General features: G+C 62.2%; 11 protein-coding genes. 4 read left to right on the top strand and 7 right to left on the bottom strand.

What is annotated here, in order from left to right:
- Positions 1–61 precede the first annotated feature (61 nt).
- The 3 genes from AC2FLO_RS16305 to AC2FLO_RS16295 all read left to right on the top strand — a co-directional run bounded on the left by AC2FLO_RS16305 (position 62) and on the right by AC2FLO_RS16295 (position 4,915).
- Complete coding sequence (locus tag AC2FLO_RS16305; protein ID WP_496753018.1) at positions 62–3,244, top strand: valine--tRNA ligase; 3,183 nt, start codon at positions 62–64, stop codon at positions 3,242–3,244.
- A 135-nt stretch (positions 3,245–3,379) separates the two neighbouring features.
- Positions 3,380–4,543 carry a benzoate/H(+) symporter BenE family transporter gene (locus AC2FLO_RS16300; protein ID WP_496753019.1) on the top strand — a complete coding sequence of 388 codons (1,164 nt, stop codon included), beginning with the start codon at positions 3,380–3,382 and terminating at the stop codon, positions 4,541–4,543.
- A 39-nt stretch (positions 4,544–4,582) separates the two neighbouring features.
- On the top strand, positions 4,583–4,915 hold the full coding sequence (locus AC2FLO_RS16295; RefSeq protein ID WP_480507803.1) for a DnaJ family domain-containing protein: 333 nt from the start codon (positions 4,583–4,585) through the stop codon (positions 4,913–4,915).
- On the opposite strand, the gene AC2FLO_RS16290 is transcribed toward AC2FLO_RS16295, so the two are convergent.
- Positions 4,916–5,698, bottom strand: a complete 783-nt coding sequence (locus AC2FLO_RS16290; protein ID WP_496753020.1) for a crotonase/enoyl-CoA hydratase family protein — start codon at positions 5,696–5,698, stop codon at positions 4,916–4,918.
- A 66-nt stretch (positions 5,699–5,764) separates the two neighbouring features.
- On the bottom strand, positions 5,765–6,835 hold the full coding sequence (locus AC2FLO_RS16285) for an SMP-30/gluconolactonase/LRE family protein (protein ID WP_496753021.1): 1,071 nt from the start codon (positions 6,833–6,835) through the stop codon (positions 5,765–5,767).
- 90 nt (positions 6,836–6,925) lie between these two features.
- Between AC2FLO_RS16285 and AC2FLO_RS16280 the strand changes: the two genes are divergently transcribed.
- Positions 6,926–8,041 carry a pyridoxal phosphate-dependent aminotransferase gene (locus AC2FLO_RS16280; protein ID WP_496753022.1) on the top strand — a complete coding sequence of 372 codons (1,116 nt, stop codon included), beginning with the start codon at positions 6,926–6,928 and terminating at the stop codon, positions 8,039–8,041.
- Positions 8,042–8,168: 127 nt separating this feature from the next.
- Here AC2FLO_RS16280 and AC2FLO_RS16275 read toward each other — a convergent pair whose 3' ends face one another.
- The 5 genes from AC2FLO_RS16275 to ptsP all read right to left on the bottom strand — a co-directional run bounded on the left by AC2FLO_RS16275 (position 8,169) and on the right by ptsP (position 15,694).
- Complete coding sequence (locus tag AC2FLO_RS16275; RefSeq protein WP_496753023.1) at positions 8,169–9,359, bottom strand: pyridoxal-phosphate-dependent aminotransferase family protein; 1,191 nt, start codon at positions 9,357–9,359, stop codon at positions 8,169–8,171.
- Positions 9,360–9,410: 51 nt separating this feature from the next.
- On the bottom strand, positions 9,411–10,043 hold the full coding sequence (locus tag AC2FLO_RS16270; protein ID WP_496753024.1) for a bifunctional 4-hydroxy-2-oxoglutarate aldolase/2-dehydro-3-deoxy-phosphogluconate aldolase: 633 nt from the start codon (positions 10,041–10,043) through the stop codon (positions 9,411–9,413).
- A gap of 4 nt (positions 10,044–10,047) precedes the next feature.
- The gene (gene edd, locus AC2FLO_RS16265) at positions 10,048–11,853 is read right to left on the bottom strand and encodes a phosphogluconate dehydratase (RefSeq protein WP_496753025.1); all 1,806 of its coding nucleotides are present in this window, start codon (positions 11,851–11,853) and stop codon (positions 10,048–10,050) included.
- A 2-nt stretch (positions 11,854–11,855) separates the two neighbouring features.
- Positions 11,856–13,301 carry a glucose-6-phosphate dehydrogenase gene (zwf, locus tag AC2FLO_RS16260; protein WP_480507791.1) on the bottom strand — a complete coding sequence of 482 codons (1,446 nt, stop codon included), beginning with the start codon at positions 13,299–13,301 and terminating at the stop codon, positions 11,856–11,858.
- Between the two features lie 149 nt (positions 13,302–13,450).
- Positions 13,451–15,694, bottom strand: coding sequence for a phosphoenolpyruvate--protein phosphotransferase (gene ptsP / locus AC2FLO_RS16255; protein ID WP_496753026.1), 2,244 nt, complete (start codon positions 15,692–15,694; stop codon positions 13,451–13,453).
- Positions 15,695–15,723 lie beyond the last annotated feature (29 nt).

Raw genomic sequence — 15,723 nt, 5'->3', positions numbered from 1 at the left:
TTCCCGTCTCCATTCGCTATTGCAGGCGCTGACCCGAATTTGTTGACGCAGGACGCATCCCATGGCGATGGAAAAGACATTCAACGCGGCCGAGGCCGAGGCCCGTATCTATGAGGCCTGGGAACAGGCCGGAGCCTTCAAGGCAGGCGCGAACCGTTCGCGCGAGGAAAGCTTTACCATCATGATCCCGCCGCCCAACGTGACGGGTGCGCTGCATGTGGGTCACGCGTTCAACAACACGTTGCAGGATATCCTGATCCGCTGGCACCGGATGCGTGGTTTTGACACGCTATGGCAGCCCGGTCAGGACCACGCGGGCATTGCCACGCAAATGCAAGTGGAAAAGATGCTGGCGGCGCAGGGCAACGAAGGTCGGCGCGAGTTGGGACGCGAGAAATTCCTTGCGAAAGTCTGGGAGTGGAAGGGCGAATACGGCGGCACGATCATTGAACAACTCAAGCGCCTGGGCGCCAGCTGCGACTGGTCGCGCAATGCCTTTACCATGGCGGGCGCGCCAGGTGACCCGCGCACCGGGCACGAGAACAGCCCGAATTTCCATGATGCCGTTATCAAGGTCTTCGTCGACATGTACGAGAAGGGCCTGATCTATCGCGGCAAGCGACTGGTCAACTGGGACCCACATTTCGAGACGGCGATTTCGGACCTTGAGGTCGAGAATATTGAAACGCCGGGCCACATGTGGCACTTCAAGTACCCTTTGGCGGGCGGCGAGACATATGAGTATTTGGAAAAAGATGAAGATGGGAATGTAATCCTTCGCGAAGAGCGGGATTATATCTCGATCGCGACGACCCGCCCTGAAACCATGCTGGGCGACGGTGCCGTGGCCGTCCATCCGTCAGATGAGCGGTACGCGCCGATCGTCGGCAAACTGTGCGAAATTCCGGTTGGCCCGAAAGAGCATCGCCGCCAGATCCCGATCATCACCGATGAGTATCCCGATCCCGATTTCGGCTCGGGCGCGGTGAAGATCACCGGTGCGCATGACTTCAACGACAATATGGTGGCCAGGCGCTGCGGCATTCCGATGTACCGCCTGATGGACACCAAAGGCGCGATGCGGGCTGATGGCGCGCCTTACGCCGAAGAGGCGGGCAAGGCGCAGGAATACGCGCGCGGCAAAGCGTTCTCTGAGAATGAGATCGACGCGATCAACCTGATCCCGGATCACCTGCGCGGACTGGACCGGTTCGAGGCGCGTGCCAAGGTGGTCGAAGAGATCACCCGCGAAGGTCTGGCTGTCATGTGTCCAGCGGACGATCCGCGTCTGGGATCGAGCCGGGCTGAAGCCCGGCCTACAGAGGACGATGACGGTGGGCAAGACTTCAGCCCGGCACTTGTCCCACTGGTCGAGAGCAAACCGATCATGCAACCCTTTGGCGACCGCTCGAAAGTCGTCATCGAGCCGATGTTCACCGACCAGTGGTTCGTCGATGCCGAAAAGGTCGTCGGCCCGGCGCTGGACGCGGTCAAGGACGGCACGGTCAAGATTATCCCTGAATCGGGCGAGAAGACCTATTACCACTGGCTGGAAAACATCGAGCCCTGGTGCATCTCGCGCCAGCTTTGGTGGGGGCATCAGATTCCGGTTTGGTATGGCCTCGATCTCTCGGCTGAGAACTTCGAGGACGACGAAAACGATGGCGACCTTGATCTAGTCGAACTGGGCCGTTTACTGAACGAAGGCGGCATGCTGAACCGTGGTAACGTCATGGAGTGTGCAGCGAACCTGAAAGCCGTTACCGAGAAGTTCCTGGATGACAATGCAAACATTCCAAGTCCATTGAGCCACGCGACGGTTATCGAAGTCGCTGACAAGCAGGAAGCCATCCATCAATTTGCGGAAAGCCTGGCACAATATGCAGTCGAACAGGATCCAACCAAGCTGGTCTACCCGGTTTGGCGCGATCCCGACGTCCTCGACACCTGGTTCTCGTCCGGCCTCTGGCCCATCGGCACGCTGGGCTGGCCCGAAGATACCGAGGAGATGCACCGCTATTTCCCGACAGACGTTCTGATCACCGGTTTCGACATCCTGTTCTTCTGGGTTGCCCGGATGATGATGATGCAGCTTGCCGTGGTCGACCAAATCCCGTTCCACACCGTCTACCTGCACCAGCTCGTCCGCGACGAGAAGGGCAAGAAGATGTCCAAGACCACCGGCAACGTCATCGACCCGCTGGAAATCGTCGACGAATTCGGCGCCGACGCGCTGCGGTTCACCAACGCCTCGATGGCGGCGATTGGCGGCGTGCTGAAACTGTCGCGCGAGCGCATCACCGGTTACCGGAACTTCGGCACCAAGCTGTGGAACGCCGTCCGCTTTGCCGAGATGAACGAGGTCTTCACGGACTCGGTTCCGCAACTGGACGTGGCTGACCTGAAGCCCAAGGCGGCCGTCAACCGCTGGATCATCGGTGAAACCGCCCGTGTGCGGGCGGAGGTCGACGCGGCGCTGGAGAGCTATCGCTTCAACGATGCCGCCAACGGCCTGTACGCCTTTGTCTGGGGCAAGGTCTGCGATTGGTACGTGGAACTGTCAAAACCCCTGCTGCAGGGTGACGACGCCGAAGCACAGGCCGAAACCCGCGCCACCATGCGCTGGGTTCTGGATCAGTGCATGGTTCTGCTGCACCCGATCATGCCCTTCGTCACCGAAGAGCTGTGGGGCCTGACCGGCAACCGCGCGAAAATGGTCGTCCACGCTGACTGGCCGACTTATGGTACCGAACTGGTCGACGCCGACGCGGATCGTGAAATGAACTGGGTGATCTCGGTGATCGAGAACACCCGCTCGGCCCGTGCGCAGATGCGGGTGCCTGCGGGTCTTTACGTGCCGATGCTGGTGACCGAGATCGACGCAAACGGACAAGCTGCGTGGGACCGCAACGAGGCGCTGATCAAACGTCTGGCCCGCATCGACAGCCTGACCAGCGCGGACGCGCTGCCCAAGGGCACCATCTCGATTGCCGCCCCCGGAGCCTCCTTCGGCCTGCCGCTGGCGGATATCATCGACATTGGCGCGGAAAAGGAGCGGCTGGAGAAAGCAAAGGGCAAGCTAGCCAAGGAACTGGGTGGCCTGCGTGGGCGTCTGAACAACCCCAAATTCGTGGCCTCGGCCCCGGATGAGGTGGTCGAGGAAGCCAAAGCCAACCTCGCCGCACGCGAGGAAGAAGAAGCCAAGCTGAACGAGGCGCTGGCCCGTCTGGCTGAGATCGCCTGATCTTCATCTTTTCAAAAATACTCATACCCCGAACCCCGCCGCTGATCCGGCGGGGTTTTCTTTTGCGCGTTCAGACCTTGCCCGTCCCTGCCGCCGCTTGTTAGCAATCACCAACCCCAACCGCCCGAGGCTGTCATGACCCAGTTTGCCCCACCGCTCCAGACAGTCTCGACCGGGCTTGTTGTCGCCATTGTCGGATTCTTCAGTTCATTTCCTATCGTGTTTCAGGGGCTGGCCGCGATGGGTGCGTCTCCGGCGCAGGCGGCCTCGGGTCTGATGATGGCGGCCATCGCAATGGGACTGACCGCCATTGTGCTGAGCCTGTGGTACCGGCAACCGATCAGCGTCGCCTGGTCGACGCCGGGGGCGGCGCTGCTGGCGGTGTCCGCGACACCGGCGCTGGGGTTTGCCGAGGCGACGGGCGCCTTCCTGTGTGCAGGGGCGCTGACGGTTCTGGCCGGGCTTTGGCGGCCACTAGGGCGGCTGGCGGCCGCCATTCCGACGACTCTGGCACAGGCCATGCTGGGGGGCGTTCTGCTGCCGCTTTGCATTCTGCCCTTTCAGGCCGCAGTCGAATTGCCCGCGCAAGCCCTGCCGGTGATCCTGACATGGTTCATCGCGGGCCGGATCAACCGGCTGTTCGCTGTTCCGGCGGCTGTTGTCGCCGCCGCGCTGGTTGTGGTGCTGAACGCAGGCGACGCATCGGTGACCCCGGCGCGATGGCTGGCGGCACCGGTCTGGACCACGCCCAGTTTTTCGCTGGCCTCGACCATCGGGATCGCCATCCCGCTGTTCATCGTCACGATGGCGACCCAGAATATTCCCGGCATCGCGGTGATGCGCAGCTTTGGCTATACCCCGGCATCGGGCAGGCTGTTTTCATCCGTGGGTGGGGCGAGCCTGTTATCTGCGCCATTTGGTGCACCTGCCACCTGCCTTGCGGCGATCACGGCTGCGATGTGTTCCAATGAAGACAGCCACCCTGACCCCGCGCAACGGTACTGGTCGGCCATCATGAGTGGTGTGTTCTATGGTGTATTCGGTATCTTTGCCGTGGCGATTACCGGCTTTGCATCCCATGCCGATCCGCTGTTGATGGGGACACTGACCGGTGTCGCCCTGATCGGCGTTCTGGCCAATTCGATTTTCGCAGCACTTGAGGTTCCGGCCGAGCGTGAGGCCGCGATGCTGACCTTTGCGATCACCGCATCGGGTATCTCGGTCTTTGGGCTGGGCGCGGCGGTCTGGGGCCTTCTGGTCGGCGGGCTGGCCTATCTGGTGAGCAACAGAATTCGGTAGCCGCTTTCGTATCCCGCCCTTACCGGGTATAGTTGCGCCATGTTCGGTTCACTTGGAAAACTGGTGGAGCGCCAGATCAAAAAGGCACAGGCCGAGGGGCAGTTGCAGGGCCTTGTCGGCGAAGGTCACCCCCTGCCCGACCGGTCCGGCGAGGCGCAGGGCGATCCAGCCATCGCCGCCGGGCACCGGATCATGGCGCAAGCCGGGGTTCTTCCCGAAGAGTTCGACATCAAAAAGAAACTGGATGCGGCCCGCAAAGCGTATCCGGCCCTGACCGACCCCGCGGAACGCCGGGCCGCGATGTCGGAGATCGCTGATCTGGAAATGCGTTACAACATGGCCCGCGATGCACGGCGGGCTTTCATGCGCTGATCACTTGAACTCGGGCTTGCGGCCCTGCATCTGCGCCATCACGACCTCCATCTGATGAGGCTTGCCGATCAGCTCCACCTGCTCGGCGGATTCCGCCTTGAGAACATCCGCACGGGGCTGGGTTTCGGCCACTTCGATCAGCCGCTTGGCGGCACGGATAGCCGAGGGGCTTTGACCGGCAATATTCTCGGCAATGGCCAGAGCTTCGGTCAGCGGATCATCTGAAAGCTGCGTGACCAGCCCCCAATCCATCGCCTGCTGCGCACCGATGGGCCGGGCCGTGTAGGTCAGCAGACGCAGCACGTCCGAACGCACAAGCCGGGGCAACAGAACCATGCCGCCCATATCGGGGATGATACCCCATTTCATCTCCATCACCGCCAGTTTCGCCTCGGGGTGCGCGATACGGATATCCGCGCCCAGCGCAATTTGCAGGCCACCACCATAGGCGACACCCTGAATGGCGCAGATCACCGGCACCGGTACGCGACGCCAGATCAGGGCAAGCTCCTGCATTTCGTTGGCATCTTCGTGGCTGCGGGTCGTCAGCCATTTGGTGGGGTCCATATGGGCCATCTTGGCAAAGCTTGCCATGTCGAGCCCGGCGCAGAAGCTTTTCCCCTCGCCCGACAAAACCACGGCGCGGGCGTCCGAGGCGGCGACCTCTTGCCCGGCAGAGAGCAATGCCTTGACCATCGCGTCATCCAGCGCGTTCATCTTGTCACCCCGGGTCAGGGTGACATGGGCAACATGGTCTTGATAGGTGACGGATACGCGTGACATGGGGGACCTCCCGAATTTCAGTTGCGGCGACCATGCCCGGACGGGACGCCGATTTCCACTGCGACGTCAGGGCATATCGCTGACAGGCATCCGCCCGAACCAGGGAGAATCGAGCGTCATGACATAGAACTGATCGCCCACGATCCGGCCCCCTGTTGTGATGCCAATACGGCCCTGCGGATCCTGTAGCGTGCGCAGGATCGTGCCTTCACCATCGAACTGCACCAGCATACCCCGATGGATCGGCGCCGGGCGCACAGCCGGGCCCAGCCGCCAGATCACCTTGCGCAGGAAGGGGTACGGCATCAGCGCCTCGGACGGCACACGCGGGCTGGCGAAGGCCATCCAGTAGGTGCCATCGCCCTGTGCTTCGAGATTGTCGGGATAGCCCGGCAGATTGTCCAGCAAGACCTCTTGCTGACCGGCTTTCGGCCCGCTGAGCCACAGCTTGTGCACCCGTGCGCGGCCGGTCTCGGCGATCAGCAGGAAATCTGTATCGGGCGAGAGGGCAATGCCATTGGTATAGACGAATCCAGTGGCAATCTTTTTGGTTCTGCCGTCGGGTGTGTGACGGGCGACATAGCCTGTATCGGACTGTTCCCAGATGGTCAGGACCGAGGTCGGCTTGGTTCCGCCCATGGTTTCGGGGTCGAACCGGTCAGAGGAGTTCGAAAAATAGATCGTGCCGTCCGGCGCCACGTCCAGTTGGTTTGCATAGACCACGGGTGCACCGTCGATATTTGCCACCACGGATTCAAGCGTGCCCGACCCGGTCCAGCGCATCACCCCGCGAAAGCTGTCGGCAATATATAGCGCGCCATCCGGCCCGGCCCTGAGGCCCAGAGGACGCCCGCCAAGTTGGTCGACCACAACAGGTTCAGCCCCGTCAATCCGATAGAGCGTACCGGACCGGCTGGTCGTATAGACCGCGCCGTCGGGCAGGATGGCGATATCTTCGGGGCCGGTTTCCCCATCCGGCAGGCGGATCAGCTGCGCGGCGTCCAGCGCGGTGTTCTCTGCGAAATCTCCTGTGAAACCGGCATCTTCCGGCATCTCAACAGCGACGGGGATAACGGGAACGGGCCAGAACAGAAGATAGGCAAGGCCCAGAAGAACAATGGCAGACAGTATGCGCATCTGCGCTCCTTACTTTTGTTTCAATACGTTCTGACGCGCGGGATGAGGTGCGCGCTTGCCCGAAGCTCGGGCTTGGGGTTATCTGCAGGCATGACAGGACCTCGATACACCCCGCTTGCCCAATCCCTGCCCGCCACCGTGCCCTTTGTGGGCCCCGAAACGCAAGAGCGTCAGCGCGGCGCGGCGTTCATTGCCCGTCTTGGCGCCAATGAGAGCGTGTTTGGCCCCTCGCCCCGCGCGATCCGGGCCATGGAGCAGGCCGCGTCTGATATCTGGATGTATGGCGATCCCGAGAACCACGATCTGCGCCATGCTTTGGCCGAGTATCATGGGGTAACCCCCGAAAATATCGTCGTAGGCGAAGGGATTGACGGGCTTCTGGGTTATCTTGTGCGTCTGGTTGTAGGGCCCGGGGATGCGGTTGTGACCTCGGACGGGGCGTATCCCACCTTTAATTATCATGTGGCCGGGTTCGGTGGCGTTCTGCACAAGGTCCCTTATGCCGGGGATCACGAAGACCCGGCGGCCCTGTTTGCGAAGGCGGCCGAGGTGGGTGCAAAACTGGTCTATCTGGCCAATCCGGACAATCCGATGGGCAGCTGGCATTCCGGCGCGGATATCGTGGCGGCGATGGATGCCCTGCCCGACAGTTGCCTGCTGATTCTGGACGAGGCTTATGTGGAATGCGCGCCAGATGGGACAGCGGCACCCGTCAGCGCAGACGACCCTCGCGTGATCCGGATGCGGACATTTTCCAAGGTCTATGGCATGGCGGGCGCGCGGGTTGGCTATGCCATTGGAGCGCCCGACCTGATCGCAGCCTTCAACAAGGTGCGCAACCATTTCGGCATGAACCGCGCGGCGCAGGCCGGGGCGCTGGCCGCGTTGCAGGATGGTGCGTGGCTGGAACACATTCAGGCGCAGATCGCAGAGGCGCGTGAGCGGATAGGGACAATTGCCCGCGAGAACGGGTTGGAGCCCCTGCCCTCGGCCACCAATTTCGTGACGATTGATTGCGGGCGGGATGGAGAATTCGCCAGAGCGGTACTGGAGGCTTTGGTTGCGCGGGGTCTGTTTGTTCGGATGCCGTTTGCAGCGCCCCAGAACAGGTGCATCCGGGTAAGCTGTGGTGAAACAGAAGATCTGGATGCTTTTGCGGCCGCCTTGCCCAAGGCGCTAGCGGAGGTGCGGTCAAATACTGCCTAGCGCTGGTCTGTCTTGCCTTCGGGGCAAAGGGGGGGCTGTCTGCCCCCCATCGCGCAATGCGCGATTCCCCCCGAGGATATTTTTGGCCAGATGAAGGGGCGGATCAGCGCTGTTCGTCTGACGTGTATCAGGCGGCCAGGACGGCGGCGGCGGCCTCGAGCGCGCCTTTGCCACGGGGGATATCAAGCGCGGCCATGGCCGTTTCCATACCGCCCAGCATCGCCATCACCATTTGCCCGTTGACATGGCCCATATGCCCGAGGCGGAAACAGCTGTCGTAATCCTCCATCCCAAGGCCAATGCCCAGCGTCAGACCCAGTTGATGTTCGGTGAACGCGCGCAGGGCTGTGCCGCGCCCCCCGTTCAGGCGCAGGGCAGTGACGGCATGACTGCGGTGGGCGCGGTCGGCAACGTTCAGATGCAGCGCGCCGCCTTCGGCCCATGTTTCACAGGCCGCCCAGATGGCAGTAGCCAGACGCTCATGGCGGGCCCAGACCTGTTCGATCCCTTCCGCATGGATCAGGTCGAGCGCGGCGTGCAGACCATAAAGGTGATGTGTCGGCGCGGTACCGTCGAAATACTGGTAGAACAGGTCGGGATTGGCGCGCGGCTGCCAGTCCCAGTATCGCGACACACGCGGCATGGCGGCCCGCTTGGCCTGTGCTTTGTCGTTGAAAAAGACAAAGCCTGTGCCTGCGGGGGTCATCAGGCCTTTCTGGCAGGCGGTGACCGTGACATCGACGCCCCATTCATCCATCTCGAACCGGTCGCATCCCAGCGAGGCAATGCAATCGGCCATCAACAGCGCCGGGTGGTCCAGATCGTCGAGCAGTTTGCGCAGTGCCGGGATATCGTTGCGGATCGAGCTTGATGTGTCCACATGAACCGCGAGAACGGCCTTGATCTGGTAGCTTTTGTCCGCGCGCAATGCGTCGGCAATTCGGTCGAGATCCCAGGCGGATGAGGTGCCGAAATCGATTAGTTGCACCTTTGCCCCGATGCCTTCGGCCATCTCGGCCCAGCCATGGGTGAACCGGCCCGAGGCAGGAGCCAGAACGGTTTCGCCGGGGGCGATCACGTTGGACAACGCGGCCTCCCACGTGCCGTGACCGTTGGCGATATAGATGGCAACGTCATGGCCTGTGCGTGCAACCCGGCGCAGGTTGCGGGTCAAGTCGGGCATCATGTCGATGAGCGCGCCATCATAGATATTGGGCGACGGGCGATGCATCGCCTGCAGGACTGCGTCCGGCATCACCGACGGGCCCGGGATCGCCAAATAAGTTCGCCCCTGGGAGAGGGCAGATGTCTGTGTCATGGGGTCAACCTGTCTGAGTTGACGCCCACATTACCGAGGGGCTTCGCGGCGTCAATCCGCCAGCTTCGATGCCTCGCGCGCAAGTGTTTCGATCCCGGCCCAGTCGCCGCTTTCGACCATCTGCTTGGGCGCGACCCAGCTGCCACCGGCGCAGACCACATTGGACAGGGACAGGTAGTCACGGGCGTTGGACGGCGACACCCCGCCTGTCGGGCAAAAGCTGATCTGCGGCAGGGGTGCGCCGATGGCTTTGAGCGCGGGCGCGCCGCCCGAGGCCTCGGCCGGGAAGAATTTCAGCATGTCATAGCCTTTTTCCAGCAATGCCATCGCTTCGCTGGCCGTGGCCGCGCCGGGCAACAGCGGCAGGCCCTCGGCCTCGCACGCCGCGATGAGCGCGTCGGTTGCGCCCGGAGAGACGCCGAACTGCGCGCCCGCCTCTTTGGCGGCGCGGACATCTTCGGGTGAGACCAGCGTACCTGCGCCGACCACGCCGCCGGGCACCTTGGCCATCGCGCGGATCGCGTCGAGCGCGGCGGGCGTGCGCAAGGTGACCTCGAGCGCTGGCAGACCGCCGGCGACCAATGCCTCGGCCAACGGGCGGGCCTGCGCGACGTCATCGACAACCAGAACCGGAACGATCGGGGCGAGTGCGCAGATTTCACGGGTGCGTTGGGACTTGGACATAAGGTTAAACTCCGAAAATGCTGGCACCGGTGTCGGCCGAGCCGACATTCTGGCGGAACGCGCCAAAAAGATCGCGCCCTGTACCGTGTTGATTGGCGGACAGGTCGGCGGTGACGGGCGCGCGGTCCAGAACGCCTGCGGTGAGGATTTCCAGATCACCCCCGACCGCGTCAACGCGCAGGATGTCACCGTCCTGAAGGTATGCAATGGGGCCGCGGTCGAGCGCCTCGGGGACGACATGGATGGCGGCGGGCACCTTGCCGGACGCGCCAGACATGCGGCCATCGGTGACCAGCGCCACTTTCTGGCCCCGGCCCTGCAGGATCGACAGCATGGGCGTCAGCGAGTGCAGTTCCGGCATCCCGTTGGCCTTGGGGCCCTGGAAGCGCACGACGACGATGACGTCACCGGTGAACTCGCCAGCCTTGAAGGCTGCCTTGACCGCGTCCTGGTCGTGGAAAACGCGGACAGGAGCCTCGACCACCTGATGTTCTGGCGCGACGGCTGATACTTTCATGACCCCGGTGCCCAGATTGCCGGTCAGGCGCGACAGGCCGCCGGTGGGCTGGAACGGATCGCGCGCGGGACGGACGATCTTGTCATTCAGGCTTTGGCCTGCACCGTCTTGCCAGGTCAGCTCACCATTGATCAGCTTGGGCTCGCGCGTGTAATTGTGCAGGCCCTGCCCGGCGACGGTCAGCGTATCGGGGTGCAGCAAACCTTCTTCGAGCAACGTGCCGATGGTGAACCCAAGCCCGCCTGCGGCGTGGAAGTGGTTCACGTCGGCCAGACCGTTGGGATAGACCCGCGCGACCAGTGGAACAACGGCGGAGATATCGGAAAAATCCTGCCAATCCAGCACGATACCACCAGCGCGCGCCATGGCAATCAGGTGGATCAGCAGATTGGTCGAGCCTCCGGTCGCCATCAGGCCGACGATACCGTTCACAAAGGCCCGTTCGTCGAGCACCTGATAAACCGGGGTATAGCTGTTTCCCAGCGCGCTGAGCGACAGGGCGCGGCGCGCGCCCTCTTGTGTCAGCGCGTCGCGCAAGGGCGTGTTGGGATTGACGAAGCTGGAGCCCGGCAGGTGCAGGCCCATGAACTCCATCAGCATCTGGTTGGTATTGGCGGTGCCGTAGAAAGTGCAGGTGCCGGGGCCGTGATAGGCGGCCATTTCGGCGGCCATCAGTTCGTCGCGCCCGACCTCTCCGGCAGCGAATTTCTGACGGACCTTGGCCTTTTCGTCATTGGGCAGACCGCTGGTCATTGGTCCTGCGGGCAGGAACACGGCAGGCAGATGCCCGAACGCCTGCGCACCGATGATCAGACCGGGGACAATCTTGTCGCAGACGCCGAGGAAGACAGCCGCGTCATAAGTGTTGTGGCTGAGTGCTACGCCAGTTGCCAGAGCGATCACGTCGCGTGAAAACAGCGACAATTCCATCCCTGCTTCGCCCTGGGTGACACCGTCGCACATGGCTGGCACGCCACCCGCGACCTGTGCGGTGCCTCCGGCAGCGCGGATCGCATCGCGGATCAGGGCGGGGTACCGTTCAAAGGGCTGATGGGCAGACAGCATGTCGTTATAGGCGGTGACGATGCCCAGATTGCCCGCCGTGCCGGTGGCCATGGATTGCTGGTCTTCACCCGCACCCGCATAGGCATGGGCCTGACCACTGCAGGACAGGTGCGCACGGGCGGGGCCCTTGGATCTGGCCTGTTCCATCCGGTCGATATGGGGGCCGCGCAGACCGGCGCTGCGGTCGATGATCCGTTTGGTGACGTCGGAAATGACAGAGTGAACCATGATTACCCTCCGATCTGACGCCAGCGACGCCCATCGCGATGCATCAGCATCAGTGCTTCTTCGGGGCCTGAACTGCCCTGATCGTACTTGGCGGGTTTGTCCCCGCGCTGTTCCCAGCCGTGAATGATGGGATCGACCCAGGCCCAGGCGGCCTCGGCCTCGTCCCCACGCATGAACAGGGTCTGATCGCCCCGGATGACATCCATGATCAGGCGTTCATATGCGTCCGGGGATTGCGAGTCATCACCCAGCGCGTCGGCAAAACTCATGTCCAGAGCGACATCGGACAGGCGGAACCCGCCCTGCCCCGGTTCCTTTATCGTCGTGCGCAGGGTGATGCCTTCGTCAGGTTGCAGGCGGATCACCAGCACGTTGCCATGCAACGGGCCGACATTGGGAAAGATCGTGTGTGGCGGGTCGCGGAAGAACACAGCGATTTCAGAGGCACGGGCGCGAAGGCGTTTGCCTGTGCGCAGGTAGAACGGCACCCCGGCCCAGCGCCAGTTGCCGATATGGACCTTGAGCGCAATAAAGCTTTCGGTGCGGCTGGCCGGGTTGCCAACGTGATCAAGGTATCCGTCACCGCCCTTGCCCGTGCGATACTGACCACGGGCGATATCCCTGGGTTCGACCGGTTCCAGCGCCTCGATCACCTTGACCTTCTCGTCACGCACCGCGTTGGGAGAGAACTTTGACGGAGGTTCCATCGCGGTCAGGCACAACAATTGCACCAGATGGTTCTGGATCATGTCCCGCATCGCGCCGGATTGATCGTAATAGGCCCCGCGCCCTTCGACCCCTACGGTTTCTGCCACTGTTATCTGTACATGATCGACATGAGTCGAGTTCCAAAGCGGCTCGAACAGGGAATTCGCAAAGCGCAGCGCCATCAGGTTCTGCACGGTTTCCTTGCCCAGATAATGGTCGATCCGGTAAATCTGGTGTTCTTTGAAACACGCCCGCAAGCCTTCGTTCAGCGCTTTGGCCGAGGCCAGGTCATGGCCGAAAGGCTTTTCGACAACGATGCGGCTGTCCGGCGTGGCCAGACCTGCGTCATGCAGGCGCTGCGCAATGCCCGAAAACAGGCTGGGACCTACTGACAGGTAAAAGGCCCGCACCACGTCAGGGCGCAGCATCTTGGACAGATCGGACCATCCGGCATCGCCCAGTGCATCCACCGGCACGTATTCAACATGGGACAGGAACCGGTCCAGCGTGTCCTTTTTGAACTTTGGCGCGAATTCCTGCATCGACGCGCGGACCTGATCGCGAAACCCATCGCTGTCGATATCCGAGCGCGCCGTGCCGATGATCCGCGCCCCATCAGGCATCTGGCCGACCTCGAACCGATGGTACAGGCCCGGCAGGATCTTACGTTGCGCCAGATCCCCGGTCGCGCCGAACAACACAAGATCGAACGGCTCTACCGGAATTACGCGTGAAACCATCACAGGCTCCTTCTCGAGTTTGCCGATATCAGTTCAGCACGGCATGAAACGGCTCTGCGGCATACTGTTACCGCTAACATTTCCTGCGTGATAGAAAGCCTGCGCGAAAAAATCAAGCATAGTTTCCCCAAAAAGCGAGGTTTTGCGGGCTATACCTGACTGCGCAGCCATTCCATCACGGCCGGGCGCACGGATTGTTCGCCACGATGGCGTGCGTCCGCGATGATTTTGCGCACCTCCATCAGGTCGCACCGCAGCAACAGGCTTTTGACCGGACCAATCGACGCCGGGCGCATCGACAGGGTGCGAATACCCATGGCCGCAAGGCACAGCGCTTCAACCGGGCGGCCCGCATCCTCGCCACAGAAACTGAGCGGGGTGTCCGAAAGACCGCACCGTTCGACAATGCGTTCCATTAGGCTCAGGAAACTGACATTCAATGAGTCATAGCGGCGGCGGACCAGTTCGTTTTCGCGGTCAGCCGCAAAAAAGAACTGCTTGAGGTCATTCCCGCCGATCGAGATGAAATCGACCTCGTCAAAGAACTTTTGCGGCGCAAAGGCCAGCGATGGAGTTTCCAGCATCGCGCCGACTTCAAGCGTTTCGGGCAGAACGTGGCCCAGTCGCTTTTCGCGTTCGATGGTTTTGTTCACCTCCCAGCGGGCTTCGCGATATTCCTCGGCCTGCGCGACAAAGGGGAACATGATGGTCAGCGGGCGACCATTGGCGGCGCGCAGAAGGGCCTGTAACTGCATCCGCATCACGCCGCGTTTGTCCAGACCGACTCGAATGGCGCGCCAACCTAGGGCCGGGTTGGGTTCGGCCACGTGTTTCATATAGGGCAGCACCTTGTCCGACCCGATATCGAGCGTGCGGAACACCACCCTTTTGTCGCCCGCCGCATCCAGTACCCGCTGATACTGGGTGACAAGCTCGGACCGTTTGGGCATCTGATTGCGGATCAGGAATTGCAGCTCGGTTCGGAACAGACCAACACCTTCGGCACCCGACGTTCCCAGCGACGGGAGATCGGCCATAAGGCCCGCGTTCATCACCAGATTGATACACGTTCCGTCGCGTGTGACACAGGGGGTTTCGCGGATCGAGGTATAGCGTTCCTGTGCCTTGGCCTGCATCGCGATCTTGTCGCGGAAGGCGCTTACCACGCTGTCTTCGGGGCGCAGATGAACAACGCCCTGATCGCCGTCCACCAGCACATGGTCGCCGTTCAGCGCTTCGGTCGTGATCCGGCCCACATGGACCACCAGTGGGATTGCCAGCGCACGGGCCACAATGGTGGCGTGACTGCCGACTGAACCTTCTTCGAGGATGATCCCCTTCAGCGCCCGCCCGTATTCCAGCAGGTCGCCGGGGCCGATATTGCGCGCGACCAGAATCGGATCGGGCGGCAGATCGGCGCTGTCGGTTTTTCCCTGCCCGGTCAGAATGCGCAACAAACGGTTGCTGAGATCGTCAAGATCCGCCAGCCGTTCGCGCAGATAGGGATCGGACACCTGCCCCATCCGGGCGCGCGCCTGAGATTGTTCTTTCTCGACCGCGGCCTCGGCACTGAGCCCCAGGGCAATGTCCTCTTCCATCCGGCGCATCCAGCCTTTGGAATTGGCAAACATCCGGTAGGCTTCCAGCACCTTGAGCTGTTCGGTGTCACCATCCCGGGAAATCTCGAGCATCTTGTCGACACCGACGCGCAGCTCTTCCACCGCCTCGTTCAGACGTTCGCGTTCCCGGTGCGGGTCTTCGGCAATCGGATTGGTGACAACCACACGGGGTTCATGCAGCCAGACATGGCCTTCGGCGGAGCCTTCCTGCGCCGGGCCGCCGCGCAGCAGGACCGATTGCTGGTGCCGTGGCGACAGTGCCGCGCCTTCGCCGACAAAGGCGCCCAGTTCGGTCATTTCGGCCAGCACCATGGCCACCACTTCCAGCGCATAGATTTCGTCGGCGGAAAATTCGCGCGCTTTGCGGGACTGGACAACCAGAACACCCAGCTTTTCCCCAAGGCGCTGCACCGGCACGCCGAGAAAGGACGAAAACCGCTCTTCCCCGGTTTCCGGCATATACCGGAACCCTTTTTCAGACGGCGCATCCGGGGTGTTGACCACCTTGCCGGTCTTGGCGACCCTGCCCACCAGCCCCTCGCCCATGCGCATCCGGGTCTGGTGTACCGATTCAGGCGCAAGCCCCTGGGTCGCACAGAGTTCCAGGGTCTCATCATCGCGGAACAGATAGATTGAGCACACTTCGCTGCGCATGCTGTCGGCGATCAGATGAGTGATCTGATCAAGACGCTCCTGTCCAGCGGCTTCGCTGGCCATCGCCTCGCGCAACCGCCCCAGCAGCTTGCGGGATTCTGTTTCCGTGCCGTCCGCCATGGCCCAACCAATTCAGTGTGTCAGGCGAA

It is taken from the genome of Ruegeria sp. TASC047, from assembly GCF_059612445.1.
The sequence above is the reverse complement of the archived record's forward strand: the minus strand, read 5'-3'. Positions and strand labels throughout refer to the sequence as shown.

What these genes read in the sequence shown, in the direction of transcription:
- AC2FLO_RS16295 (WP_480507803.1), top strand. Translation starts at nt 4,583, where the DNA reads ATGTTCGGTTCACTTGGAAAACTGGTGGAGCGCCAGATCAAAAAGGCA.
- edd (WP_496753025.1), bottom strand. Translation starts at nt 11,853, where the DNA reads ATGGTTCACTCTGTCATTTCCGACGTCACCAAACGGATCATCGACCGC.
- AC2FLO_RS16270 (WP_496753024.1), bottom strand. Translation starts at nt 10,043, where the DNA reads ATGTCCAAGTCCCAACGCACCCGTGAAATCTGCGCACTCGCCCCGATC.
- AC2FLO_RS16300 (WP_496753019.1), top strand. Translation starts at nt 3,380, where the DNA reads ATGACCCAGTTTGCCCCACCGCTCCAGACAGTCTCGACCGGGCTTGTT.
- AC2FLO_RS16280 (WP_496753022.1), top strand. Translation starts at nt 6,926, where the DNA reads ATGACAGGACCTCGATACACCCCGCTTGCCCAATCCCTGCCCGCCACC.
- AC2FLO_RS16285 (WP_496753021.1), bottom strand. Translation starts at nt 6,835, where the DNA reads ATGCGCATACTGTCTGCCATTGTTCTTCTGGGCCTTGCCTATCTTCTG.
- ptsP (WP_496753026.1), bottom strand. Translation starts at nt 15,694, where the DNA reads ATGGCGGACGGCACGGAAACAGAATCCCGCAAGCTGCTGGGGCGGTTG.
- zwf (WP_480507791.1), bottom strand. Translation starts at nt 13,301, where the DNA reads ATGGTTTCACGCGTAATTCCGGTAGAGCCGTTCGATCTTGTGTTGTTC.
- AC2FLO_RS16275 (WP_496753023.1), bottom strand. Translation starts at nt 9,359, where the DNA reads ATGACACAGACATCTGCCCTCTCCCAGGGGCGAACTTATTTGGCGATC.
- AC2FLO_RS16305 (WP_496753018.1), top strand. Translation starts at nt 62, where the DNA reads ATGGCGATGGAAAAGACATTCAACGCGGCCGAGGCCGAGGCCCGTATC.
- AC2FLO_RS16290 (WP_496753020.1), bottom strand. Translation starts at nt 5,698, where the DNA reads ATGTCACGCGTATCCGTCACCTATCAAGACCATGTTGCCCATGTCACC.